This is a genomic window from Pelagibacterium luteolum, from assembly GCF_900100665.1.
Lineage (GTDB): Bacteria > Pseudomonadota > Alphaproteobacteria > Rhizobiales > Devosiaceae > Pelagibacterium > Pelagibacterium luteolum.
This window is the reverse complement of the sequence record NZ_FNCS01000004.1, coordinates 1-24,647: the sequence shown is the minus strand read 5'-3', so window position 1 is coordinate 24,647 and position 24,647 is coordinate 1. Positions and strand designations below refer to the sequence as shown.

The following is a 24,647-nucleotide window of genomic DNA, read 5'->3' as shown; positions in this document are numbered from 1 at the left end:
GCTTGCGCGATGGATCGTAACGTGATGGGCCTGAGCCTCAAAACGTTTGCAAGATTCGGGATTTTTCCAAGAGAGTTTTAGACGCCAACAATGACTACTCCGCACCAGCTCGTTATCTCACCTCAATCTGGCCGAGGATTTCCTGTAAAGGCGGGACAGCACATTCGGATTATCGACCCCGATGGGCAACAGGTTGCGGATATGTGGGCGATTGTTTCAGATGGCGGCAATGTCGATTGGCTCAGCACTTCTCAAACTCGCGACATTACGGAGCGACTGTTTCCTCAGCCCGGCGAGAGCTTTTACAGTGAGCAAGCGATTCCGCTGCTGACGCTGATCGAAGATAATTCACCCTGCCCACACGACATGCTTTTTCCGGCTTGCAATACTGGTCTTTATGAGCGCGCGGGATTTCCGAACCATCCAAACTGTAGGGACAATTTTCTGAACGCTATCCGTCAAGCCGGTATGTCAGTTCCGATTTGCCCTGATCCGGTTAATCTGTTTCAGCGATCCGAGCCGCAACAGGATGGCCGATTGGAAGTGCTCGCTTCCAATAACCCGCCGGGGGGCAATGTGGTCTTGCGTGCGGAAGTTGATCTTCTGATGGTGCTTACCGCTTGCTCGGTGGATTACCATCCGACGAACGGGGGTAAATGCACGGCAATCTCCGTCGAGATTTCGTGACCATCACAAATTCAATGCGCGCATCCGTCAACGCGTGGCCGATTTGATCGGATAGTGGAGCAGCAGGCGATAGCCGCCACGCATCATCTTGATGCCATGCGCGACCAACCGGCGGGCCTTGTTCTTGCGCGGGTCACTCTCGAAATCCTCCTTGGTGCCACGAAAGCCGAACAGGACTTCGGCGATGGTGCGATAGCTTTCGCCGCGCAGCCGGGCATCGAGTGCGCGCAGGGACAGGATATGCCATTGCCGGAGCTGGGCGGGGACCGCCCGGAAGTCAGGACCGGGCGCGCGGCCGTTCAGTGAACGCCAGAAACGGCGGGCGGCGTGAGCGCGAAGCTCCAGGAAGCAGTCCATAGGCAGGGTGACGGCATAGAAGTCGGCTGCGTCGGGCACCGCCTCGGGCAGCCAGAATTGATGTGCGATGCCATCCGCCTGCCAGATGCCGTGCCAGCCATCGGCGGCGCGGCGCAGGTCGAGGCCGTCGAGATGCGCCAGCGTCAATATTGGTTCGGTGTCCCCGTTCTTGTGATCGACCGGCGACAGCGTCACTGCTTGCGGTTGAAGGCTCGGAATCCAAATCGGTGATTGTCGGTCATGTGGCGCGTCGGGGTCGCACGGGAAATCGCAACCCCCACCGATCCGCGAACCCTTCCAGGTCGCGGCCGGTAGGTCCTCCGGTTAGTGCGATGGTCTGAAAATCCCGACGATAATCATGGTTGCGGCGCAAATACTCCCACGCGAAGCCTGCGGCCGGGATATGTCTTGTATGCCCGTATGCCGCCGGCAATCGCCATTCGATTCTCAGCATGGCGTTACCTCCCCAAGCCGGGATGCTGGGCATCGACCGGCAAGGAGAGGTTCAAGGTTTACTGGAAATATAAAAGCATCAAAAGCAAGATACGTTGAACGAGAAATCCGATCATTATTGGTTACTTTATTCTTAACATCTACTCTTGTTCAAGAGAACGCCTTTCCCGCAACAATGCAGGAGAGGCAGCGCAGATTTTATCTGTTCGAGAAAACATGGATTTCATCATGCGCCGTCTCGATGGTGAAAAGATCGCCGCTCATCTCGGCATCGCGCGCCATCGCCTGCCAATCGACATAGTAGCGCAGTGCCTCGGGGATCGTGACGCTCTCGGTGGTCAGTTCTTCCATGTAATCCGCAAGGCTGGTGAACTGGCCGTGATAGCAATCCTGCAATGCGGCTTCGGCTTGGTCTATGTCGCCGCTGAACTGCTCCAGCAGGCCCGTGCCTAATGCACCGTGCTCGGCGACGAAAGCGCCCAGCCGTGCCACGGTGTCGATGCCGGCATATTCGCTGATGGTGACACACTCGAAGCCCTCATAATCGTGGATGGCGTATTCCTCCGCGTGCTCGATGGGCGACCGCGCAAGCATGGCTGCAATCTCGCTCCTGATTTCGTCCGCGTCCTGATCCGCGTCGATCCAAGCTCCATGCAGATAGCCGTTATTGTAAGCTGCAAGGCAGGCGACATAGATGCGGGGATTGCTATCGGAAAGGTTGGTCATGTCTCTGATCCTCGGGTCTGAAGGTCAGCGAAGCGGAACGCCGCGCCTGACCTTCTGGCCGTCGCCGAGACTGGGTGTGCAAACGGATGGAGGCTTCGCGGGGAACCGGCTGCACGGAGCGCGGCACGCGCGTAGGAAGCTGGGCGGAAGCCTCTCGAAGTGCGCCGAGGGCGGAGCCCTAAGTTCTAGGATAGGGCGTAATTCAGTACTATGCTCGCAAGCTGGTCTGACTTGGCTCTCGATGCAGTCAAGCGAGCGCATCCTGCGAGACGATATCCGCTTCTGGGAAGAGGCCGAGGCCGCGAATATGCACAATCGCCGCTGCCGGATCAGCCACGAAAAGGACGACCACTAGGTCTTGCCGAGCGCGTGTGCAGCAAACGTAGAAGAGCCGCCGCGTCCGCTCGACGCCGGTTTCGCCACCTTCCTGCAAAGTCTTTTTGTCTCGCGCAGAAAGCTCCCTCAGCCCGAGGTATTTCTCGTAGGAAAATTGAAAGTGCGTGCCTTCGTCGTCGTCGAGGACGACAAGCACACGATCGAACTCGGCCCCTTTCACGCCTTGCTGGGTGGAAAAAGGCGATTCCTCGTTGACGTAAGCCTGATAGGGTCGAAGCTGATTGGCCGGACAGGCTAGGAACGCGGCCATTGAATTGATCTCGTTCGAAGGGCCTTCTTCGCCTTCGCCTAGGTTATCATCGGCCTCGGCCTCGTTTACAGCAACATCCTCAAGGTACGCGGACAGGCGGGGGTCGAGTTCCACCAAGCGACTTTCTTTGGCAAGCGTCAGCACGTCACGGATAGTCGCCTGCGACTGAGGCCCCATCAGCTCACCGATCTGATTGCTGACCGCCTGAAGTTGATTGAGCCGCTCGGCGATGTTCACCCCTTGGAGGTTGGCCTTTGCTAGCAACGGCGAATGGAGCCGAAGCAGCCGCATCGTATCGAAGTCTCGCCCGTCCCGAACGGCCTCTGCAAGCGGCAGGAGAAACGACAACAACGGACGCAGCGGCCACGCGGACGCGTCCAGAAAGCCATTCTTGAAGGCCTCAGGCGCTTTATCGTTGAGCGCCGCATACAGGTCGCCGAACCCCAATCGCTTCGCCGCCATGCGATGCACGATCACCAGCATTTTAACCGAGTCGTTCTCGGCGGCGGGCTGCCACAACTCGTCATCGTTTGCATTCGCAATCCAAGTCCGAACCTGCGCCACGCGTTCGTCGCGATGAGCATCTGTTGGCAAGACAAACAATCGCGCCGTTCCGACCACCGGCACTTCCTGCTCACCATTTTTTTCCTTTCGGCCACCGATCTGAACCAGATCGTCACCGTCACGCCGAATGGCGTTTGCGAGGTTCAATATGGAGGTGGGCGAACGGAAATTTTCCGGCTTGGGGATCGCCCGCCAATCGTCGGGTTTGGGCACAGTGCCGATGCCGGTGGGATAGATGCGCTGCATCGGGTCGCCGAAGAACCCGAGGCAGAAGCGGGCCTGCTCCTGCTGCTGGATCGCCATCAAAGCTTCGACGATGATCGGAAAGGTATCTTGGCTCTCATCCACGAAAACGAAGGGAAATTGTTGTGCGACGAGAGTTCGGAAAAGCGGACGTTGAATCATCAACTGCGAAGCCATCTTGATGATGTCATCGTGGCCGAGCACACCTTTGGCGTAATCGCTTCCTGTTCCATAGGTGAAGCTACGAACTTGAGTGATAGCCTCACGCTGGTGCTCGTAGCGCGTGATATCGCGGGCGTTCTTGTCTCGCGTTTTCTGCTGAACGCGTGGGCCAAAATTGGCGGCATCGTGCTGCAACTCTCCGATCCTCTCGTCGACCCTGTTTGCAACCCATGCGGCGATATCTTGTTGGAAACCGCGCGTGATCGACCAAAGAAAACTATGGATCGTGGAGACGTGGACCAGCGGATTGTTCCCCACGTCCGCCCAAATCTCTCCGGCGGCGATTTCTGTATAGGTTATGCAGGCCACGCGTTGCCTGCGCAGCCGCAAACGCTCACCGTGGATGGCGATGATCGAGGCAAGCCCCTTGATCAGCGAAGTGGTTTTGCCCGAACCTGCCCCGGCGACCATGTTAAAGCTGGTCGGCGGCTGAGCTTCCAAGCACTGCCGAAGATCTACGTCGGCTTGCGTGTCAGGCTGTTGCGCGCGGCTACTCACCGACCACACCACCTTCCATTTCGGCCTCAACTTCGAGATCGACCTGCGCCTTAAGCCAAATCAGACCATCACGGATGTACTTCGGAACCTGCCACTCTTCCGGTCGAGCCGTAAGCACTCCAAGCGCAAACTTGGTCTTGTCGAACTTATCGCCGCTGACCCTTTTGTGAAGCCCGGTCGCCAACGCTGCCGGGTCCGCCAGCGCCCCGCGTAGGCGTAGCCCCAATTTCCTCTGCTCCGCACTCTGGCACCACTCGGCGTTTTCCAGCCCGAAGGCTTCTTCCAAAGTCCGACCAGCCAGCTCCACGTTCTGACCATTCCATGCGATTGGAACGGGCGTCTGATACGTCACGCGGACACGGGGCGTCACATCCGCCGGGGTTTCTTTCTCTGGCTCCGTTGCCGCGAAGAGATCGTCTATCGACAGCTTGGCCGGAAGCCATTTTACGAGGGTCTGGTTGGACGTAACTGCCCCGACTACACCGGGCAGGCATTTTTTTCCGTAACGACGGGCGGGCGCTAGGTCGGCGACATCGCCAACTTGTGCGGCCGGAGCATCCCCACCGAGTAATTCATCGAAGTTGTTGGCAGCGTCCACCTCAAGGGCCTCGACTTCGATTTCAAGCTCGTCATCGTCGTCATCATCGCCGTCATGATCAGCAGGCAACAAGATAACGCTGTCCACGTCGGTGATAATCAGTGTGACGATCCCGAGGAATTCAATCAGCGATTTGAATTTGTGGCCGAAGGCACCGCCGACCTCCAGAATGCAGATGCAGGAGGATCGTAACGATGTCGCCGCCTTTGATATCATGATCGGGAGCAGCAGTCGCTCGACATTGCCCTCCACCAGCACAGCGGCGTCAGAGAAGAACAAATCGCAGTGGGTGAGTTTCAGATACCGTTGCAGGAAATCGCGGTGTTCGGTTTCCTGCGCATAGAATGCGGAGAGGTTGAGCACTTCAGTGACTTGATCGTTTCCGACCAGATCACGCCGGAAGTAGCGGATCGGCTGAAAGCCGCGCTCGTAGAGGATGTGCGGCGAGTGCGTCGTAATAACCGCTTGTGTGGCGAACGATCCTCCAGCCTCGCCCGGAATGACCAATAAGTCGAGGATGTTCCGAATGAAAACCTGCTGGAGTTGGGCGTGAAGGTGTGCTTCCGGCTCCTCGATGAATATGAGATGGAGAGGCGCACGCTTCTCCTCTTCGGCTTTCCAGCGCTCCTGAAGATCGAGCACCTCGACCACCATATAGATCAGGTTTTTGAAGCCGAGCCCATTGTAGGTGTCGGGCAGCATGATCGTCTGCGCGGCTTCGCCCACAATGTAGTGAACGCGTGCATCCTGCGTCATGATGGACGCGGGGTTCAGGGCCGATTTGATTTCGAGCCTTGGATTATTTAGGCCGGGATAACCTAAACGTCCCAACCGCTCCAACGTGCCTTTGAAAACTTCCGCGAGATGCTTGTCGAGGCCCACCTCAGACTCGAACAGCGCTTTGAGTGCCTGATGGTCGTCCTGGCGTTGATCGAGATTTCGTTGATAGAAGCGGCTCAGACGCTTCGACAAATCTTCCGAACGGCCTCCACCGGAAGCAGTTGATGGGTCCGCGAGGTGCCGCTGCGCATTCAGAAAATCGACCTTGATGAGAGATTTTAGTACAGCATTGCCGCCCGGCTCATTACCCAACGGCAGCGGATGATACCCTTCCACTGCCTGAAATTTCGCATCAAATTGTGTGTGGTCGAGGACGTAGTATCGCAGCTCATACTCGTGCCTCAGTTCTTTAAGCAGGTAAGCCGATAGCGATTTTGGCCAAGGCACATAATCGCCCGCGCCACCGACCAGCGCCGCCGCTTTCGCCCGGCCATCGTCGCGAGCGGTGTGGTACCGCTGGATCAATTCGGTGATGTTTTTGGGCGCGAGTTCGACGCGTATGCCCACAAGCGTCCCGGCCCAAGCGGTCGAAGGCAGAATGGGGATTACGAGATAAAGGTCTTCGGCTCCCACCTCGAACCAAAGATCGAGCGAGATGGTTGGAAACTCAGCCTCGCTGACCTCGGCCTCTCGTTCGCCGATCTCATCAAGCAGCGGCCAAGCGTGCGAGCTAAAATCGTACAGTGAGAAAGCATCTTTACCGCCCGCGAGAAACATCTGCATCGCCTGCGTCGCGGAGGTTTTTCCGCTATTATTCGCCCCAACAAAAATGGAGATGTCGGACGCAAGCTCGACATGCACGTCCCGAAGTCGCCGAAAATTTCTTAATCGATAGGAATGTAGGTGCATCGTTCCCCCCACAACGAAGACTATCGGATGCCTCCCTGCCTGTGAATATTAAACACACACCGTATCGGTGGTGAGCATCGAACGTCTTCCCCTTGTCCATCCTCGAAGTTATTCGGCGAGCCAATCGTTCAGCATCTCAATCTGGATAGCGAAGTCCCGACCTTCACTTGGGCCACCTTTATGAATGATTCCCGCTACCGCATCCTTATGGTCGAGGAGAGGGCCGCCGGACATTCCTTGCGACAGCTTCTGTGTCACCTCGATCAGCTTGACACCATGTTTGACAGGCAGCGAACTCACCTTCCCGTCCCGGACATTTAGCCTGTCGCCTGGGCCAAAGCTTGGATATCCGACAGCAACCAGCCCTTCACCGACCACGACGGAATGGTTCGACTGCTCAAGTTCGAAATACTCGGTAGGCGGGATTGCATGTTCGAGAATAGCAAGGTCACGAGGCTCGTCGCGCTTGAGTACTTTCGCTTTGAAGGCGTTAGACGGCTTGCTCGGATGGTAGACCTCGACTTCTTCCACGCCCGCGACGCAATGGGCAGCAGTGACTAAGCCGACATCCTTGAGGAAGAAGGCGCTTCCCTGCGCCATTTCGCCCTCGAAATGCTCGACAACCCATACAGCTCTGTCGCGGACCTCAGCCGCAGTCGGTGTCACCTCGATCTTACGCTCCGTGAAACTAGCGTTGAATCGAACCGCGATCGATCGAAATACAGGGTCAGATTGGCCCCGGATGTGTCGGAGCCAAATGATTTTTCCCTCAAGATGTTTACCTAGATCGGATGTGCCGCCATGATTGCTCTCAAATTTCTTCTGCGCAGTTTTCTTTCCCAGAGTCTCCACTGAATAGAGTGCTGCACGAATATTCCGGACATAGCGGCGATCAACATTGAGAAGCTCGTTAATCTTAAGCCCCGTAACTGTTCGACGCGAGTGCCGGTCGGCATAGTGTGCTTTGTGGGGGTTTATCGCAAATCCGTTGGTAACGATGATATTGCGGAAAGCTGGTGCAAGCAGATCGGGGGCGAAATGTCCCGAGGGTGGGACCGCCTCGAACAGCGCCGTCATTGGCTGGTGGCTCGAAAGCGTGATGTCGTCCGCGTAGCGCGTATAGATACATCGCGACGCCTTCGCGAAGGCGAGTAGCTCCTTATCTAAACGAAAGCAGATCATGTTGGAGAGGACGGGACTCGTGGGCGCGCCTTGCGGTAAGTGAGAGTTGTGACAGCACAGTCGGCCAATGATGCTTGCCACCCGACTGTCGATGCCAAGTGATTCGAGGACGCCGATGATCCGATTTTCGGTGATCGAGGGAAAGAAATCCTTCAGGTCGATGTTGAGCACAAAGCGCTTGCGCAGATGCGCTAACGCATTGGTCTTCACGGATTTTCCAGCGACAAAACCATGGACCGGATTCCGGACGCGATAGAGCTGGCCAAGCAGCGCCGCGATCTTCCGCTGAAGGTATTTGAGGCGCTTGTCGGGCGCATTGATGATTCTGGACTTGCCGTTCCCCTTGGCGATCTCAAATTGGTGGTACATGCGACCACGAAACCACCAGATCTTTTTCAGTTCTTTAGCCGACACGCCCAAATAGGTAAGAAGCGCCGCCTCACTAGCCAGTTCGGGAGGAATTGCGACCCGAACGACGGGGATACCAAAAAAGGACGGCGGCACGAGGTCTCCCTTCCAATCACGCCATGTGTCGCATTGTCGATATGGCGCGCACGATATGTGCAGACATTAGCTCTTACGCCGCAGTTACTACAGCGCGTATGCGAGGGGAGACCTCGTGAAGCAAATCTATCAACTCTCGGAGGAGTCATCTAGACCGTATGTCACGCCGATTGACGATTTCCGCGTGTTAGATTCTGTTTCTAGGTATCGTCTTGGAGGGCTATAGCGTAGATGTAGTTCTCTGTTTCGTCGGCTTCGGCCCGGCAGGCATCGTGGTGCCACCTGCCGGAGGGGAGGGGCCTGATATCCAACCTTCTTTTGTGGATGCCGCTCGGTTTGCAAGGAATTTCTGATCTTCTGGACATGTGATCGAGTGCGGTCTTTTGTCAGGCCTGTTCGTGCGGCTGATTGGCGCCGCTGGCCGGGATGGTGATGCGCGGAGCGGGGCCACATCTCCAAGAGCGAGCTCGAGGCTCGGAGAAGGTTTCTGGTTTTCCCGACCCGGATCATGTCGATCATTTGCCCATTCAGATCATGCCTTCCTCACAACTCGGTGGCCCGATGCCCCTTCGACGCCGTATCAGGCGCCGATCAGCACCGGACCACGATAGCTTTCACCGCGCGTCAGCATCGCCCAGATGCCCCGCGCCATCTTGTTCGCCAGTGCCACGGCCACGACCGGGATCGGTTTGCGTTCCAGCATCCGCGCCAGCCACGACCCTTTCGGCGCACCGCGACGCGCGGCCCAGCGGATTACGGCGGTCGCCCCGATCACCAGCAATCGCCGGATGTCGCGTTGCCCCATCTTCGAGGTCTTCCCGAGCTTCTGCTTGCCACCGCTGGAGTGTTGGCGCGGCACCAGGCCGAGCCAGGCGGCGAAGTCCCGCCCACGCCTGAACTGCTCCATCGGCGGAGCGAAGGTCTCGACCGCGAGTGCAGTGATCGGACCCACGCCCGGCATCGTCTGCAGCTGGCGCGGCAGATCCGCTTCCTGCGATATTGCCGCGATCCGGGCCTTCAGCGCATCGATCCGCCCGGTGAGCTGGGCGATCTGGTCAAGGAGCATGCGGCAGATGTCCCGGGCCAGCTCGGGCAAATCGGTGCTGAGATCAACGACGACCTTGGCGAGGCGTGGCAGGTAGCCGATCCCCTCCGGGGCGATATGGCCGAATTCGTAGAGATGCGACCGCAGGGCGTTCACGGCCTCGGTGCGCTGCTTCACAAGCTGTTCGCGCGTGCGGAATGCGACGGCTCGCGCCTGCTGGTCGGCGGATTTCGGTTCGACGAAACGCATGGTCGGCCGCAGGGCCGCCTCGACGATCGCTTCCGCATCCGCCGCGTCATTCTTCTGCCGTTTGAGGAACGGCTTGACGTAATGGGGCGCGATCAGCCGGACCTCATGCCCGTGCCGGGCCATTTCCCGCGCCCAATGGTGCGCGCTGGCGCAGGCCTCCATCGCCACCAGGCACGGCGGCTGGTCCGCCATGAACCGCGCAAATTGCGGCCGCGACAACTTCTTGCGATAGACGACGGATCCGTCCGCAGCGGCCCCATGAACCTGGAACACGTTCTTTGCCATCGACGCCGATGATGGTAACTTCTCCCATGGATGCCCTCTCCTTCAGCTTGTGCTTCGACACCACGAGTTTGGCACATCGCGATGCCGTCAGGGGAGAGCGGCATCCACCCCATCTCTGGCAGACCTGCCTTCTGACAGGTCGTCGTTCTCTTGGGCGATCCAGCTTCCCTGCAGGCCTACCAGTAGAGCCCAAGGCAATGGAACCGAGGCGGTGTCCCTCCCAGCAGTATCCTTGCGGTCGGGTAGCCGACAAGGGCGGGGATCGGGGTCGTGCGACCTGTGACCAGGTCCCGGAGGCGGCGGATTCGTCTTTCGGTCGGGGGATGCGTCCTGAGCAACGAGGGCTCCGGAATGCGGCGGCCGGGCAGAAGGATCTCCTCCCAGAACCGACCGACCCGGCGTTCGAGCTTGACGAGCGCGCGCACGAGCCCCTCCGGATCGCCGGTCAGCTCTGCGGCGGCGCGGTCGGCGTCGTACTCGCGCGTCCGCGAAAGGCCGAGTTGGACCAGCGTCATGAGGGTGGGCGCGAAGACAAGGAGAATCACGACATGCCAAGGCACATGGACCATGCCTGCCAGGACCAGAGGCAGGTTGAGGAGTAGAAGCAACTGTCCGAGCCAGCTTGCCAGCGAGACGAGGCGCGACATCATGTCTGCGAGGCTCATGATCCACAGGTCGCGGTTGGCGATATGCCCGATCTCATGCGCCAGAACCGCGGCGAGTTCTCGGCCGTCGAGCAGGTTGAGCAGACCGTCGGTGACGCAGATGGCGCTGTCCTCGGGGCTGCCCAGGGCGAAGGCGTTCGGCAGCCGGCTCGGCACGCGATAAAGCGCCGGCGCGCGCTGCAGCCCGGCCCTGCGGGCGAGTTCGGCCAGGGCCGCGACGAGACCGGGGGCATCACGACCGGTGAGCCGCTGCGCCTGATAGGCCGAGAGGAGGAGCCGGCGTGGCAGCGCGGGCGCAAACAGGAGACCCCCGACCATCGCGAGCGCCATGAGGAGACCGGTCTCGGGTCCGACGATCGCTGTCACCGCGATCCAGGCGATCGCGGCCATGAGCCCGAGCAGCAGCGCCGATTGCACGAAATTGAGCAGGCGGTGGCTGGCGGAGGCCGCGGTCATCGCGTCTCGTGGCCTCCGAGTTCACGCCGGTCCTGATCGCGCACCAGCCAGTGGACAGCGCCGAGCGCAAGCGCCGCGCCCGCGAGTGCGGCAATCTTGGATGATTCCGTCTCGCCGAGGTCCAGGATGATGAATTTGCGCGCGATGGCGAGGAGCGCGATCAGCACGATCGTGCGGACCTGGAGGATCCCGAAGCTGCGCTCGGTCGCAACAAGAAGGGAGCGCTTGAACTCGAGCGCGATCACCACGGTGAAGATCATGCCGAACACCACCTGGAAGGTGGCGTAGTCGAGAGTTTCGAACGCCCCCAGAAGCAAGCGGTTCACGACTTCGCGCATCAGCGCCCAGACCGACGCCACCACGACCGCCGCAATGATGACGCTGAGGACGAGGATGACAACTTGCTCGAACTTCTCGTAGAGCGTCATCGCCGACCATTGTTCACGGGTCAGCCCAGATCGCTGCCAGTCTTTCATGATTGCCTCTCGAGAGCCGCCCTGGAGAGACAAGCTCCCCGGGGCTTTGCCAGACGGTGCGATATCGCACGGAGCGAAGGGGACGCCGCAAGCCGGCGACACCCCATGTGGCAAATCAGCCGTTCTTGACTTCGATGCGCTTGACCTTGGCCTGCGCCTCGGGAGTCTGGGGCAGCTTGATCGTCAGAACCCCGTTCTTGAAAGATGCTTGCGCCTTTTCGCCATCCACACCGGGCGGGAGCGGAATTGTCCGGTAGATCGCGCCGTAGCTGCGCTCGGAGAGGTAGTATCCCTTTTTCTCCTCCTGGCGCTCGATCTTCCTCTCCCCCTTCACAGTCAACATGTCATCGTTGACCGTTACCTCGATGTCCTTCATCTCCATGCCCGGCAGCTCGATCGACACTTCGATCGCCTTGTCTGTCTCTACCACGTCGGATTTCGCCTCGCCGCTGCCAAAGGGCCATTCGAAATGACCGACCCGGTTCCAGAAGTTCTCGAACACATGGTTCATTTCGCGCTGGAGTGTCGCTATCGGGTTGTCTTCGACGCTCTTGGCATCTGGCGTGCCGTCCTTGCGAGCCCAGGGAATGAGGTCTTTGATCTGCATGATGTGGTCTCCTTCGGTTTTCAGGCGCCCTTGACGGCGATCCTTTTCGGCTGCGACTCAGGGGCTCGGGGGAGCGTCAAATCGAGGACGCCTCCACGCATTTCGGCTTCGATCCTGTCGGGGCCGAAATCGTCCCAAAGCGTGAAGGCACGCTCGAAATCGTCCTCGCCATATTCATCATAGGCCAGTTCCAGGTTTTCTGGCCGCACCGGCTTAACCTTGCCGCGGATCGTCAGCACGCGGTTTTCAAGCGTGATTTCGACCGCATCGGCGGCGACCCCAGGCATTTCGAGCATCATGGAGACACCCTGATCGGTTTCGACGATATCGGTCAGCGGGCGGTAAATGCGGCCGCCACCGATGGTCTCGGGCGTGTCGGTCGGCGTCTTTTCGGTGACCTGCGTGATGTCGGTGCTCATCGTTCCAGCTCCTCTCAGGCCGCTTTGATCTCGATTTTCTTCTTCCTCGTTTCCTCGGGCTGGGAAATGACGATCCGCAATACGCCGTTCGTCACCCTCGCCTCGGCCTTGTCATCCGAAGCCGTGAATGGCAGGCGGATAGCGCGGGAAAACTTGCCATAACCGCGTTCGTTGCGGTGCCAGCGCGCACCTTCGGGAACCTCGGGCACCTTGCGTTCGCCCGACAGCGTCAGGACGTTGTCCTTGACCGAAATTTCAATGTCGCCCGGTTCGATGCCGGGAAGTTCAGCGGTGAGGGCAACGGCCTCAGAGCCTTGCCACACATTCACCGCCGGGAACGCCGCGCGGGACGGGGGCCAGAAGCCGCGGTCGAGATCGCGCATCATGGAGCGCATCAGCGCGAAGGGATCGCTGCGGCGCAGATATGTCGGATAGAGCATTGCTGGCCTCCTGTTGCCGACCATGCCCCCGAACCGGCGGCATGGTCCGACCGGGCAACGGTGCCGGCTGGATGTCGGTTCGGAGACCGCCCATCAAGATAGGCGGATCCATCTATTATGCAAGCATATATGATGCTTGCATTGCACTTTGGGTGGACCGCAGTCTATCCTGTTTCTCATGCAGACGGAGGAACGATACCCTTGATCACTTCTGATCTTGCCCTGATCGGGACGACGATCCACCGGGTCGCGCAGCTCATCCAGCAGCGGATCGACAACGAGATTGGCGACAGCGGCCTGACCCGCCTGTCCTGGATGGGGGCGGCACATGTCGAGGATTCGCCCGGGCTGACCATCGGCGATCTGGCCGGGCGGCTGGAGGTGGGCCGGGCCACTGCGGGCCAGCTCGTCGATCGCATGGTACAGGGCGGTTGGGTAGAGCGGTGGGCGTCACCCGACGACCGACGGGCGCAGATCGTCACGGCAACGCCAAAGGCCAGGGCGATGCTGGAGGAACTCGCGCCGCGGCAATCGGCGCTCGAAGATGAAATCCTGCAGGATCTGTCGGCGGACGAGAGGCGCATTCTGCTGGCGCTGCTCGAGCGGATCAGGGCGCGGCTCGGGCGCTAGGGAAAAGGAAAAGCCGTATGGAAAAGAAGACCGAATACAACATCTGGTACTGGGTGATGGCTTTCATAGCCGTGATCTTCATCCAGGATCTGATCGCCGGCTGGCAATCCGTGGCTCCCATCAGCTACAGCCAATTCGAAACCTATCTCGAGGACGGCAGGGTCGCGTCGGTCGCGGTCGGGTCAGACACCATCACCGGCACCTTCACCGAACCCGTCGACGGCAAGAGCCAGTTCGTGACGACGGTCGTGGATCCCGCGATCCTGCAGCGGATCGACCGCTCCGGCGTCGAGATCACGGGTGTTCCTCAGAACACTTTTCTCGGCACGCTGATTTCCTGGGTGGCGCCAGCGCTTGTCTTCTTCGGAATCTGGATGCTGCTGTTCCGCAAGTTCGCCGACAAGCAGGGCTTCGGCGGGTTCATGCAGGTCGGCCGCAGCAAGGCCAAAGTTTACATGGAAAAGGAAACCGGCGTCAGCTTCGCCGACGTGGCCGGTGTGGACGAGGCCAAGGCCGAGCTCGAGGAGGTCGTGGAGTTCCTCAGGAACCCCGCCGAATACGGAAAGCTGGGCGCACATATCCCCAAAGGCATATTGCTCGTCGGGCCGCCGGGAACCGGCAAGACGCTTCTGGCGCGCGCGGTGGCAGGCGAGGCCGGCGTGACCTTCTTTTCGATCTCGGGATCAGAGTTCGTCGAGATGTTCGTGGGCGTCGGTGCCGCACGGGTGCGCGACCTGTTCGAGCAGGCCCGGAAATCGGCCCCGGCAATCATCTTCATCGACGAACTCGACGCTCTTGGGAGGGCGCGCTCCTCCGGCCAGATCGCCGGTGGCCATGATGAGCGTGAGCAGACGCTGAACCAGCTTCTGACCGAGCTCGACGGCTTCGACCCTTCAGTGGGCATCGTGCTCCTGGCCGCCACCAACCGACCCGAGATTCTCGACCCCGCGCTGCTGCGTGCGGGACGCTTCGACCGTCAGGTGCTGGTGGACCGGCCCGACAAGAAGGGACGCGTGCAGATTCTTGGCGTTCACATGAAAAAGGTGAAGCTCGCCCCAGACGTCGATGCCGAGAAGGTCGCAGCGCTTACTCCCGGCTTTTCCGGCGCGGATCTTGCCAATCTCGTCAACGAGGCAGCATTGCTCGCCACGCGCCGCAAGGCTGATGCGGTGACGATGGACGACTTCAACAATGCGGTGGAACGCATCATCGCCGGGTTGGAAAAGAAGAACCGCGTGCTCAATCCGCGCGAACGCGAGATCGTGGCGCACCACGAGATGGGGCACGCGCTTGTGGCGATGGCTTTGCCGGGGGTGGACCCGGTGCACAAGGTCTCGATCATACCGCGCGGGATTGGCGCGCTCGGCTACACCATCCAGCGCCCGACCGAGGACCGCTTCCTGATGACGCGGGAGGAACTCGAGAACAAGATCGCAGTCCTGCTTGGCGGGCGCGCAGCAGAGAAGATCATCTACGATCATGTCTCGACCGGGGCGGCGGACGATCTGGTCAAGGCGACCGACATCGCCCGCGCCATGGTCGCGCGGTACGGGATGGACGAAGACCTCGGGCATGTCAGCTACGACACCGATCGGCCCGGCTTTCTCGGCACCGGCGACCAGTCGTCCTGGCTGAACCGCCGCTACAGCGACGCCACTGCTGAGCGGATGGACGCGAAGGTGCGCGACATCGTGGATGGCGTCTTCAAGCGCACCCTCACCCTTCTTGAATCCAATCTGGATCTTCTCGAGCAATCGGCGCAGGATCTCCTGCAACGAGAGACACTGGACGAGCCCGATCTTGTGGCAATTGGGTCCAAGGTGAAAAGAACGGAAGCGGTCGCTGCGTGACACTGTCACTGGCGCAGATGATCGGCGGACAACCCTGACTGGATAAAGAAACGGAGAAGACGAATGGCAAACGGAGCTTGCGATATTTGCGGTCGCCCGGCGACGGCGCGCGTGCGCGCCTCGGTGAACGGCCGGGTTCAGAACATGGAGCTGTGCGACCAGCATTACAGCGAAATGGCGCGCCGGTCGGGTCGCAGCGCCTCGCCGCTGGAGTCCCTGTTCGGACGGCGTTCCCTTCTTGACGAATTCTTCGGCGAGAGCGGTTTCGGCAGCCTTTTTGGGGACAGTCCGCTGCGAGGCGGCACGCTCGGCTCCATGGGTGATGGCGATGACGCTGTCGTCGACGCCACTTTCGGCGAGGGCGCGCCGCGGCGTGGATCGCGGCGCGGCGGCGGACGCACCATCGCCGACCGGCTGAGCGAACAGGGAAACAAGCTGCTGCAGGATGCCGCGCAGAAGGCCGGGGAATTCGGGCGCAGCGAGGTCGATACCGAACATCTGCTTCTGGCATTGACCTCGTCTGACGTCGTCAAGACGATCCTGGAACAGTTCAAGGTCGATGTGGACGATCTGCGGCGCCAGATCGACAAGGAAGCGAAGCGTGGAGACGCCAAGACGGAAGGCGAAATTGGCGTCAGTCCTCGCCTTAAGGACGCGCTGAACCGGGCCTTCATCGCCTCGAACGAGCTCGGCCATTCCTATGTCGGTCCCGAGCACCTTCTGATCGGCCTTGCCGAGGAAGGTGAAGGCCTGGCCGCGTCGATGCTGCGCAAATACGGATTGACGCCGCAGGCGCTTCGCCAGCAGGTGACCAAGGTCGTGGGCAAGGGAGCCGAGGAAGGCCGCGTGGCGGCGCCTTCCAGCACGCCCGATCTCGACCAGTTCAGCCGTGACCTGACGAAGCTCGCCCGCGAGGGCAAGCTCGATCCCGTCATCGGCCGCGCCCGCGAGATCGAGACGACGATCGAAGTGCTGGCCCGCCGGAAAAAGAACAACCCGGTGCTGATCGGCGAGCCCGGCGTGGGCAAGACCGCCATCGTCGAGGGACTTGCACAACGGATCGTCGCGGGCGAAGTGCCCGAGGCGCTGCGCGACAAGCGGCTGGTCGAGCTCAACATCAACTCGATGGTGGCCGGGTCGAAGTATCGCGGCGAGTTCGAGGAGCGAGTCCAGAAGATCCTCAAGGAGATCACCGAGGAGAAGGACAGCCTGGTCCTGTTCATCGACGAGATCCACACCATCGTCGGCGCTGGCCAGGGCGGTGGCGAAGGTGGTCTCGACATCGCCAACACCTTCAAGCCGGCGCTGGCGCGGGGCGAGCTGAACCTGATCGGCGCAACGACGCTCAACGAGTACCAGAAATACATCGAGAAGGACGCGGCGCTCGAGCGACGGTTCCAGCCGGTTTATGTCGAGGAACCCACGATAGCTCAGGTCATCATGATCCTGCGCGGCCTGCGCGACACGCTGGAGGCGCACCACAAGGTGACGATCACCGACGAGGCCATCGTCGCGGCGGCCGAGCTTTCTGATCGCTACATCACTGGCCGTTTCATGCCCGACAAGGCGATCGACCTGATCGATCAGGCAGCCGCACGGGTGAAGATCAGCGCCACGGCGCGCCCCGTGGAAGTCCAGGAACTGGAGGCCGAAGCCGCGCAGATCAGGCGCGAGCAGGACTATGCCGCAGCCCGCAAGCAATTCGACCGGGCAGCAGAACTGAAGAAGGAGCTGGAGCAGAAGCAGAAGGAGCTGGACGAGCTTCTGGAAATCTGGAAGCGCGACCAGGCTTCGGCGACCGCCGAGGTGCGCGCCGATCACGTCGCGCAGATCGTCTCCAAGATCACCGGCGTTCCGGTCACGGAGCTGACCACCGAGGAGAAGGACAAGCTCCTCAAGCTCGAGGAGAAGCTGCACGAGCGCGTCATCGGCCAGGAAGAAGCGATCCGCGCCGTGGCTGATGCGGTGCGCCTGGCGCGTGCGGGTCTGCGCGAAGGTTCCGGTCCGACTGCGACCTTCCTGTTTCTCGGGCCAACCGGGGTTGGCAAGACGGAACTGGCCAAGACGCTCGCCGAGGTGATCTTCGGCGACCAGGATGCGATGATCCGTATCGACATGTCGGAGTATGGCGAGCGCCACTCGGTTGCCCGGTTGGTTGGCGCACCTCCGGGCTACGTCGGATACGATGAAGGCGGGCAGCTGACGGAGAAGGTGCGCCGTCGGCCCTACTCGGTCGTGCTCCTCGACGAGATCGAAAAGGCGCATCCCGATGTCTACAACATCCTGCTTCAGGTGTTCGACGATGGCCGCCTGACAGATGGCAAGGGTCGCGTGGTGGACTTCACTAACACCATCATCATCGCCACCTCGAACCTCGGTTCGGACATCATCCAGCGTAACCTCAAGAGACGCGGCACCAAGGAGTTCGACGAGGCAAAGCAGAAGTCCGAACTGATGGAGGTGTTGCGCGGTCATTTCCGGCCAGAGTTCATCAACCGGATCGACGAGATCATCGTCTTCCATTCGCTGAATCAGTCGGAGATCCGCCAGATCGTCGAGTTGCAGCTCAACCGGGTGAAGCGGACCGCCCTTACCCAGGGCGTCGAACTCGAACTCGATGTGAGCGTCGTGGATCACTTCGGCGCGGTCGGCTTCCGTCCCGAATTCGGTGCCCGCGAGCTGCGCCGGCTGATCCGGTCGGAGCTGGAGACCGAGTTGGCTCGCGAACTGCTCTCGGGGCGGATCGAGGATGGCGACAAGGTCCGCGTCGCCTGGTCAGCGGACGAACAGAAGGTCGTGTTCGAAAAGATCGCAAGGGACACCGGTGACGACAGCCCGGACGATCCGGCCCAGGCCGGGATCGGCGAGTCCAGCGCAGTTGCCGAAAACAAGGCGGACGCTCCGACGCCCGATGTCCCAGTCGACGCCAATGACAAGGAGCAGTCCAAGGGCGATAAGTCTACCGGATGACGTCGTGAAGGACTGGCCGGCGCGATGACGGTCGCGCCGGCTCATTTCGTCAAAAAGCGACAAGCAAGGTCATACGGCATGAAAGTCATCAGAGCATTTCGCAATCTTGACCGGCACGGGCAACAGCGCGCGCCTGAGGTCATCGAGGAAGAGGTGCGGCAACTTGAACCGCATCTTGTACGCTTCCGCGAGGATCTCGTCCGGCTCGAAGTCGTCGCCTCTCAGACGAGCGGCAAGACGCGCATCCAGGTCAGCCTGCGCCTGCAACTGCCCTCGGGCGTGATCGCGGCACAGGAAGAGGGGTTCGTGATCGAGCCTGTCCTGCGCAAGGCCTTTGCCGACCTGCGCCAGCGGGTTGACCGGCATGTGGCGCGCCTCAAGCACGAGTCTGAATACAAGCGTCCAGCCCGCCGGCGCCGGATCGGCGCCCCGCTGCCGTCGGCGCGGAATGCGGCGGAAGCGGACCGGCGTGAACTCTTCTTCGACCTGATCGAGGATCATCTCGATACGGTCTACGACACCGTCAGGCGCGAGTTGACCTATCTCGAGTGTAGCGGGTCTGTGCCGGCTGGCTACCTGAGCGTTGGCGATATCGTCGATGCGACGATCCTCAACGGGCTCAACCGCTTCGAGCGGCGGCCGACCGAATTCTCCGTCCGGGACTGGCTGACGCAACTGGTCTTTGAGACCGTCGAGGCCGAGGCGCAGGCTGCGCGCCGCGCGGTGCCCGAGGATGCCGCATCGATCTACGAAGCGCCCGAGGCGCCTGGTGGAGAGCCTACCGAGTCTGATGAGGAGATGTTCGAGTTCTACCAGCCCGACGACGTGCTGCTGCTCGAGGAAATCGTCGCCGACGAAGGTGGGGACGACCCCGAAGCGGCGGTCGCGAAACGGCAGGAGGCGCTGGCCTTTCACCGGGCGATCGCCGGTCTGCCGGCGTTTTGGCGCCGGGCCCTTTTTCTTGTCGATCTGAACGAGACCCCGCTTGAAACAGTCTCCTCCGTTCTCGGCATTCCCCAAGACGACGTGACCCGGATCGTCCAGTCGGCGCGCGATTATATTCGCGATAAACTGCGTGACTCAGGTCAGTCTTCCGATACCGCTCATGCGCTTTTTGAGAGTGCTCATCAGAGAAGGTTGCGAATTCCACAGCCCCTGCGGGATCGCGCTCGGCTGGAACGCGCTTTTCTCGGGGACAACGGAGGGGAAGCACCATGATGCGCGGACACAATCGTCCACCCTTTCCGCCGACGCTACCCGGGACCAACATGAGGTCATGGGACGTTCCGACCGCGATCATTTACCGGCCGGCTCGTTCCGCGATGACGTCGGCGCCGCGGCCCAACTACTGGATACTGGAATTCGAGCCGTCTCGGCCCCTGCAGGTCGAGCCGCTGATGGGATATACCTCCAGCAACGATCCCTATCGTTCGATCCGGCTGAAATTTCCCGACCGCGAAAGCGCCGTGGAATTCGCGGAGCGGCAGGACTGGCGCTATTTCGTGCGTGAGGACGTGGCTCACCGGCATGCGCCTGACCGCTGGCGGGGAGAGGAGCGGCATCGCCTCTACAAGGGAGCCGACGCCCCGAACGCCTTTCGCATACCGTCACGCCTGGATCGGGGTCGCACGGACCACCGACGCCGGCGCGCAGTCGATCAGGTGGACCTGTCGTCGCAAGAACAGGCGGAATTCGATCCAGTGATCGAAGCCAGTCTGGAATCCTTCCCGGCCTCCGATCCCCCAGCCTGGACGGGCGTGACGATCGCCGGGAAAAAATAATGAACGGAATGGCCAGCGCGAGCGAGGATCTGCCGCTTGTTTCCCTACCTTGACAGCGTAGCGCGCCGCTACCCGCCCGTCATCGTATGGGCGGTCATCGGCATGAACGTCCTCGCATTCCTCTATCAGATCAGCCTGCCTCCGCGCGTGCTGGACCGGTTCCTGTTCGAGTTCGCGCTGGTGCCCTCGCGCTTCTTCGGGCAACTGAGCCTCGTCGCCCCGTCCGACTGGACCCCGTTCCTGACCAACATCTTCCTGCACGGGGGCTGGCTGCACCTCATCTTGAACATGTGGACGCTCTGGATCTTCGGCCCCGCCGTCGAAGATCGGCTCGGACCGGGTAGATTCACGCTGTTCTATTTGTTCTGTGGTGTGGCAGCCGGACTGGCTCACGCGCTGGCGAACCCCGGCTCAGTCGTTCCCGCGCTTGGCGCATCGGGGGCGATCGCGGGCGTGATCGGTTGCTACGCACGCATGTTTCCGGCGGCTCGGCTGGTGGTGATCGTGCCGATTCTGTTCATTCCCCTCTTCTTCGAAGTGCGCGCGGTCATTTTCGCGATGATCTGGTTCTTCATGCAGGTCGTTCCCGGTTTCCTGTCGCTCGGCAGCGATCCGGCCACGGGCGGGGTTGCCTGGTGGGCGCATATCGGCGGGTTCCTCGCCGGTTGGCTTGTAACGCCACTCCTGCGAAGGCGCGCCGACGTCTATCGCCACTATTATCGCGACGAGGGCATCTATGGCTTTCTGCCGGATGGCCGACGGGAAGGAGGACAAGGTCCATGGACATAATGCAGCTTTTCTGGCTGTTCTTCATCATTTCGGCGCTGCAGCCGGTTCTGCAGCGCAGATATCTTGAGGCGATGCGCGCACGCAAGATCGCCAGTATCGAGAAGAAGCGTGCCAGTCGCGTCATCCTGCTGATCCATCGGCAGGAGACGATGAACCTGCTGGGATTCCCCCTGATGCGCTACATCGACGTCAATGACTCGGAGGAAGTCCTGCGCGCGATCCAGATGACCGACGATGAAGTGCCACTCGACATCGTGCTGCATACACCGGGCGGCCTTGTGCTGGCGGCAACCCAGATCGCTCGGGCCATTCAGGGCCACAAGGGCAAGGTCACCGTGTTCGTGCCGCATTACGCGATGTCGGGCGGCACGTTGATCGCGCTTGCCGCCGACGAGATCGTGATGTGCGAGCATTCCGTGCTGGGACCCGTCGATCCGCAACTTGGCCAGTTGCCTGCTGCCTCGCTCCTCAAGGTCGTCGCCGAGAAGCCCATCGCCAAGATCGACGACCAGACCCTGATCATGGCCGATGTCGGTCGCAAGGCCATTGCGCAGATCGAGGCATTCGCGAAACGTCTGCTGTCCGACAAGATGGACGAGAACCGCGCGGCGGCGCTGGCGGCGAAGCTGGCTACGGGCACCTGGACCCACGACTATCCCATCTCTGCCGATGAGGCCCGCGACATGGGCCTGCCCGTTGGAACGGACATGCCCAAGGAAATACTGGAGCTGATGACGCTCTATCCGCAGCCGGTTCGGCGCCAGGGCGGTGGCGTGGAATACCTGCCCGAGCCGCGGCAGCGAGAGGCGCGCCGCGCCATATCCACGCGCTGAACGCTTGCATCATTCGGCCGCCGAGCGCGGCTCGTCAACGAAAGGATACAGGATGCCCACGGTCGCTTGCCTGCAGTGCAATTCCACCAACAGGGTGCCGCAAGAGCGCCTGAGCGACAACCCCAATTGCGGACGCTGCGGCGCGCCTCTCTTTCAAGGCATGCCCGTCACGCCCACCGCGGCTAATTTTGACCGCCATGCGAATGCCGAACTGCCAATGCTGGTCGATTTCTGGGCCGAGTGGTGCGGGCCATGCAAGATGATGACGCCCCAATTCGAGGCGGCGGCGCAGTCGCTCGAACCAAGTTTTCGCCTTGGCAAGCTCGACACGGAAGCCGAACAGCAGATCGCCGGCCGCTACGGGATCCGTGGCATTCCCGCCATGATCCTGTTCAGGAGCTGCAAGGAAATCGCGAGGACGAGTGGTGCAATGCCTGCCGCGCAGATAGCGCAGTGGGCACGCTCGCACGTCTAGAGATTACAGGTATTGGCTCTCCCTGCGCCATGCCGTTAGGAGAAGAACATGCATAGCGCGACTGGATTTGTCGAAAGTGCGGCCTTGTTGGTCTTTGCTGCGTTCGTGCTCGTGACGATATGTTCACGGATCGACGTGCCCAGCATTGTCGGTTATGCACCGGATGGCGCCTTCGGCATGAGCGATGATGCGCCGATCGACTTCGATCTTCTCGACCGCTTGTACGCGGCGGTGACGAACGTGGAGCGAGCCTGCTTACCAACAAGGGCGGGCGCGTCATCGATCGCTAGCCGGCCTTCGATCTCACGCTGTCGGCCCCAAAGTCGTTCTCTCTGCGCTACGCCATGGCGAACGACGCGGAACGAGAGCTCCTGCTGAAAGCTTTCATCGAGGCTGTGCGCAGCACCCTTGGTTTCGCAGACCGTATTGCGGCCTGGGCGCGCCGCGGCAAGGGCGGTGCCACCCTGGAGTAGGTAAGCTTCTCCGCCGCTGTGTTAGTGCATGATGACGCCCGTCCGGCTGAGCATGAAGACGGATCGGTTTTCAGCGACGTTGACCTCCATGCCCACTGCCTGGTGCTGAATCTGCCAAGAGGGCGGATGGAACGGTAGGGGCCATTGATAGTGTTCTTCTGCGCAGTTCCAATATGGTCATCGGAGCTGTCTTCCACGCCTACCTGGCCGCCCGTGTGGCCAAGCTGCACCTCAGTGTTGGCCGCGTCATCGTCAGTGAAAAGCGCGTGCTCATCGTTGGCAGCACGCATGCGCTGCACCGTACGATCACTGAGGGCAAATTTTCGGCAAATGGTGTTCGCGGTTTCGAACAGGGATGGCGCGCCAGATACCGCCGATTGCCCTCTACAGCGCGACATTGCCGCCGATCACCGCACACCCACCGACCGGCATGCGAAACCGCCGATTCCACGCTACAGCCCGATAAAACTTGAAGACCAGCAAACGGCGACTCCCGACCTCATGCACGAACCCGCTGCGCGGGAGAGACGCGCGTGGTGAGACTTGATGGATTCGTCTGAGGCTCTGGGCAGCTAGAGGCTGTGCTCCGAACATGGAGTTCCTTTCAGCAGGAGGAACTCACCATGACGACGTTTCAGACCAATGCCCCGATCACACCGCTGCGTCAGCGCATGCAGCAAGATATGGTGATGCGGGGCCTGGGTGCCCATACGCAGCAGGATTATGTTCGGCACGTCCGGAACTTTGCTGCCTTCCTCGGGCGTCCTCCCGACAGCGCTACCGCCCAAGACATCCGGCATTACCAACTGCATCAGCATGAGACCGGTGTGGGTCCGGCGACGATCAACAGCACGGTTTCCGCGCTGCGCTTTCTGTTCACGGTGACGCTGAACCGGCGAGATCTGTCGCGCACTCTGGTGATCACCCGCAATCCGCGCAAGCTGCCCGACGTTCTGAGCGTGGAGGAAGCCGCACGTCTGCTCGAGGCGGCGCCAGGCATCAAGTACAAGGCGGCGCTTGGTGTCGCCTATGGCGCGGGCCTGCGTGTCTCAGAGGTCGCGCATCTCAAGGTCGACGATATCGACTCGACCCGCATGTTGATCCGCGTCGAGCAGGGCAAGGGACGCAAGGACCGCAACGCCATGCTCTCCCCGCAACTCCTCGAACTCTTGCGTGTTTGGTGGCGCGAAGGAAAGCGGCGTGGCGTGATGCTGCCTCATGGCTGGCTGTTTCCAGGGCGTAGCCGCACGGATCCGATCTCGTCACGACAGCTGCATCGCGCGGTGCAGGAAGCAGCCGAAGTGGCCGGGATCCATAAGCGTGTCAGTCCGCACACATTACGGCACAGCTTCGCCACCCACCTTCTCGAAGATGGCACCGATATCCGCGTCATCCAGGTTTTGCTCGGACACAGCAAGCTCGAGACGACCGCGCTCTACGCCAAGGTGTCCACCCGAACGATCCATGCGGTCTCTGGCCCTCTTGATCGCCTGATGGCGCTTATGGAGGGCAAGTCGCCAGACGGCTGAGTGAGTGCGCGCCACCATCGAGGTCGCCGATATCTTCCGAGCGGCCGGGCCTGCCTATCGCGCTGCCCATGCCGGGCATCTGAGCCTGGACCAGCTCAAGGTCATGTCTGCGATCGAGACCTGTCGCACCGCAGCTCTCGGCGGTCACGTTGAAGCCTGTTCTGACTGCGGGCACCAGCGGATCGCCTATAACTCGTGTCGCAACCGGCACTGTCCGCGGTGCCAGGGCGCTGCAGCACGCGCCTGGCTGGAAGCCCAGCAGGCCAACCTGCTGCCGGTGGGTTACTTCCACGTCGTGTTCACGCT

22 protein-coding genes and 2 pseudogenes are annotated in these 24,647 nt (G+C 60.9%); 12 read left to right on the top strand and 12 right to left on the bottom strand.

Going from position 1 to position 24,647, the window contains the following annotated elements:
- The first annotated feature begins 90 nt into the window (after positions 1-90).
- Entirely contained in the window at positions 91-687 is a 597-nt protein-coding gene (locus tag BLR31_RS08855) for a DUF1989 domain-containing protein (protein WP_090594992.1), read from the top strand.
- Positions 688-714: 27 nt separating this feature from the next.
- Here BLR31_RS08855 and BLR31_RS08850 read toward each other — a convergent pair whose 3' ends face one another.
- The 12 genes and pseudogenes from BLR31_RS08850 to BLR31_RS08795 form a co-directional block, all read right to left on the bottom strand.
- Positions 715-1,239: a DUF2285 domain-containing protein gene (locus tag BLR31_RS08850; protein WP_244504997.1), complete on the bottom strand. Its 525-nt coding sequence runs from the start codon at positions 1,237-1,239 to the stop codon at positions 715-717.
- Between the two features lie 43 nt (positions 1,240-1,282).
- Positions 1,283-1,498 carry a transcriptional regulator domain-containing protein gene (locus BLR31_RS22010; RefSeq protein WP_090595629.1) on the bottom strand — a complete coding sequence of 72 codons (216 nt, stop codon included), beginning with the start codon at positions 1,496-1,498 and terminating at the stop codon, positions 1,283-1,285.
- Positions 1,499-1,695: 197 nt separating this feature from the next.
- A complete protein-coding gene (locus tag BLR31_RS08840) occupies positions 1,696-2,223 on the bottom strand; it encodes an antirestriction protein ArdA (protein WP_090594990.1) in 528 nt (175 codons plus the stop codon).
- Between the two features lie 247 nt (positions 2,224-2,470).
- Positions 2,471-4,339, bottom strand: coding sequence for a UvrD-helicase domain-containing protein (locus BLR31_RS08835; protein ID WP_244504996.1), 1,869 nt, complete (start codon positions 4,337-4,339; stop codon positions 2,471-2,473).
- A gap of 49 nt (positions 4,340-4,388) precedes the next feature.
- Positions 4,389-6,683: an ATP-dependent nuclease gene (locus tag BLR31_RS08830; RefSeq protein WP_090594984.1), complete on the bottom strand. Its 2,295-nt coding sequence runs from the start codon at positions 6,681-6,683 to the stop codon at positions 4,389-4,391.
- Between the two features lie 108 nt (positions 6,684-6,791).
- A complete protein-coding gene (locus tag BLR31_RS08825; protein WP_244504994.1) occupies positions 6,792-8,369 on the bottom strand; it encodes a trypsin-like peptidase domain-containing protein in 1,578 nt (525 codons plus the stop codon).
- A gap of 580 nt (positions 8,370-8,949) precedes the next feature.
- A pseudogene (locus BLR31_RS08820) lies at positions 8,950-9,976 on the bottom strand (IS110 family RNA-guided transposase).
- 148 nt (positions 9,977-10,124) lie between these two features.
- Complete coding sequence (locus BLR31_RS08815) at positions 10,125-11,069, bottom strand: zinc metalloprotease HtpX (protein ID WP_090594978.1); 945 nt, start codon at positions 11,067-11,069, stop codon at positions 10,125-10,127.
- Positions 11,066-11,545, bottom strand: coding sequence for a phosphate-starvation-inducible PsiE family protein (locus BLR31_RS08810; protein ID WP_090594976.1), 480 nt, complete (start codon positions 11,543-11,545; stop codon positions 11,066-11,068). The genes BLR31_RS08815 and BLR31_RS08810 overlap by 4 nt, the downstream gene beginning before the upstream one ends.
- Positions 11,546-11,660: 115 nt before the next feature.
- Positions 11,661-12,152, bottom strand: a complete 492-nt coding sequence (locus BLR31_RS08805; protein ID WP_090594973.1) for an Hsp20/alpha crystallin family protein — start codon at positions 12,150-12,152, stop codon at positions 11,661-11,663.
- A 20-nt stretch (positions 12,153-12,172) separates the two neighbouring features.
- On the bottom strand, positions 12,173-12,571 hold the full coding sequence (locus BLR31_RS08800; RefSeq protein ID WP_090594970.1) for an Hsp20/alpha crystallin family protein: 399 nt from the start codon (positions 12,569-12,571) through the stop codon (positions 12,173-12,175).
- A gap of 14 nt (positions 12,572-12,585) precedes the next feature.
- Positions 12,586-13,011 (bottom strand): Hsp20/alpha crystallin family protein, encoded by a 426-nt coding sequence (locus tag BLR31_RS08795; RefSeq protein WP_090594967.1) that lies wholly within the window; start codon positions 13,009-13,011, stop codon positions 12,586-12,588.
- A gap of 201 nt (positions 13,012-13,212) precedes the next feature.
- Here BLR31_RS08795 and BLR31_RS08790 point away from each other — a divergent pair, with 201 nt between their 5' ends.
- From BLR31_RS08790 to BLR31_RS08730, 11 genes and pseudogenes are all read left to right on the top strand, one after another.
- A complete protein-coding gene (locus BLR31_RS08790; protein WP_090595621.1) occupies positions 13,213-13,641 on the top strand; it encodes a MarR family winged helix-turn-helix transcriptional regulator in 429 nt (142 codons plus the stop codon).
- A 17-nt stretch (positions 13,642-13,658) separates the two neighbouring features.
- Positions 13,659-15,491, top strand: coding sequence for an ATP-dependent zinc metalloprotease FtsH (gene ftsH / locus BLR31_RS08785; RefSeq protein ID WP_090594964.1), 1,833 nt, complete (start codon positions 13,659-13,661; stop codon positions 15,489-15,491).
- A 63-nt stretch (positions 15,492-15,554) separates the two neighbouring features.
- Positions 15,555-18,461, top strand: coding sequence for an ATP-dependent Clp protease ATP-binding subunit (locus BLR31_RS08780; protein ID WP_090594962.1), 2,907 nt, complete (start codon positions 15,555-15,557; stop codon positions 18,459-18,461).
- Between the two features lie 78 nt (positions 18,462-18,539).
- Positions 18,540-19,679: an RNA polymerase sigma factor gene (locus tag BLR31_RS08775; protein WP_090594959.1), complete on the top strand. Its 1,140-nt coding sequence runs from the start codon at positions 18,540-18,542 to the stop codon at positions 19,677-19,679.
- Positions 19,676-20,242, top strand: a complete 567-nt coding sequence (locus BLR31_RS08770; RefSeq protein ID WP_244504993.1) for an NADH dehydrogenase ubiquinone Fe-S protein 4 — start codon at positions 19,676-19,678, stop codon at positions 20,240-20,242. Before BLR31_RS08775 ends, BLR31_RS08770 begins: the two co-directional genes overlap by 4 nt.
- A gap of 36 nt (positions 20,243-20,278) precedes the next feature.
- Entirely contained in the window at positions 20,279-21,031 is a 753-nt protein-coding gene (locus tag BLR31_RS08765) for a rhomboid family intramembrane serine protease (RefSeq protein WP_090594955.1), read from the top strand.
- On the top strand, positions 21,031-21,864 hold the full coding sequence (locus tag BLR31_RS08760) for an SDH family Clp fold serine proteinase (RefSeq protein WP_244504992.1): 834 nt from the start codon (positions 21,031-21,033) through the stop codon (positions 21,862-21,864). Before BLR31_RS08765 ends, BLR31_RS08760 begins: the two co-directional genes overlap by 1 nt.
- Positions 21,865-21,916: 52 nt before the next feature.
- Positions 21,917-22,339, top strand: coding sequence for a thioredoxin TrxC (trxC, locus tag BLR31_RS08755; RefSeq protein WP_090594950.1), 423 nt, complete (start codon positions 21,917-21,919; stop codon positions 22,337-22,339).
- Positions 22,340-22,644: 305 nt separating this feature from the next.
- Positions 22,645-22,812 (top strand): annotated as a pseudogene (locus BLR31_RS22305) (relaxase domain-containing protein); the annotation flags it as partial.
- A 623-nt stretch (positions 22,813-23,435) separates the two neighbouring features.
- On the top strand, positions 23,436-24,341 hold the full coding sequence (locus BLR31_RS08735; RefSeq protein ID WP_090594936.1) for a tyrosine-type recombinase/integrase: 906 nt from the start codon (positions 23,436-23,438) through the stop codon (positions 24,339-24,341).
- Positions 24,342-24,345: 4 nt separating this feature from the next.
- Positions 24,346-24,647 (top strand): IS91 family transposase (locus tag BLR31_RS08730; RefSeq protein WP_176762583.1); only part of this gene is annotated, 302 nt, incomplete at its 3' end.

Coding starts and splice junctions, on each gene's coding strand:
- BLR31_RS08855 (WP_090594992.1), top strand. CDS start 91: ATGACTACTCCGCACCAGCTCGTTATCTCACCTCAATCTGGCCGAGGA.
- BLR31_RS22010 (WP_090595629.1), bottom strand. CDS start 1,498: ATGCTGAGAATCGAATGGCGATTGCCGGCGGCATACGGGCATACAAGA.
- BLR31_RS08840 (WP_090594990.1), bottom strand. CDS start 2,223: ATGACCAACCTTTCCGATAGCAATCCCCGCATCTATGTCGCCTGCCTT.
- BLR31_RS08830 (WP_090594984.1), bottom strand. CDS start 6,683: ATGCACCTACATTCCTATCGATTAAGAAATTTTCGGCGACTTCGGGAC.
- BLR31_RS08815 (WP_090594978.1), bottom strand. CDS start 11,069: ATGACCGCGGCCTCCGCCAGCCACCGCCTGCTCAATTTCGTGCAATCG.
- BLR31_RS08810 (WP_090594976.1), bottom strand. CDS start 11,545: ATGAAAGACTGGCAGCGATCTGGGCTGACCCGTGAACAATGGTCGGCG.
- BLR31_RS08805 (WP_090594973.1), bottom strand. CDS start 12,152: ATGCAGATCAAAGACCTCATTCCCTGGGCTCGCAAGGACGGCACGCCA.
- BLR31_RS08800 (WP_090594970.1), bottom strand. CDS start 12,571: ATGAGCACCGACATCACGCAGGTCACCGAAAAGACGCCGACCGACACG.
- BLR31_RS08795 (WP_090594967.1), bottom strand. CDS start 13,011: ATGCTCTATCCGACATATCTGCGCCGCAGCGATCCCTTCGCGCTGATG.
- ftsH (WP_090594964.1), top strand. CDS start 13,659: ATGGAAAAGAAGACCGAATACAACATCTGGTACTGGGTGATGGCTTTC.
- BLR31_RS08780 (WP_090594962.1), top strand. CDS start 15,555: ATGGCAAACGGAGCTTGCGATATTTGCGGTCGCCCGGCGACGGCGCGC.
- BLR31_RS08775 (WP_090594959.1), top strand. CDS start 18,540: ATGAAAGTCATCAGAGCATTTCGCAATCTTGACCGGCACGGGCAACAG.
- BLR31_RS08770 (WP_244504993.1), top strand. CDS start 19,676: ATGATGCGCGGACACAATCGTCCACCCTTTCCGCCGACGCTACCCGGG.
- BLR31_RS08760 (WP_244504992.1), top strand. CDS start 21,031: ATGCAGCTTTTCTGGCTGTTCTTCATCATTTCGGCGCTGCAGCCGGTT.
- trxC (WP_090594950.1), top strand. CDS start 21,917: ATGCCCACGGTCGCTTGCCTGCAGTGCAATTCCACCAACAGGGTGCCG.
- BLR31_RS08735 (WP_090594936.1), top strand. CDS start 23,436: ATGACGACGTTTCAGACCAATGCCCCGATCACACCGCTGCGTCAGCGC.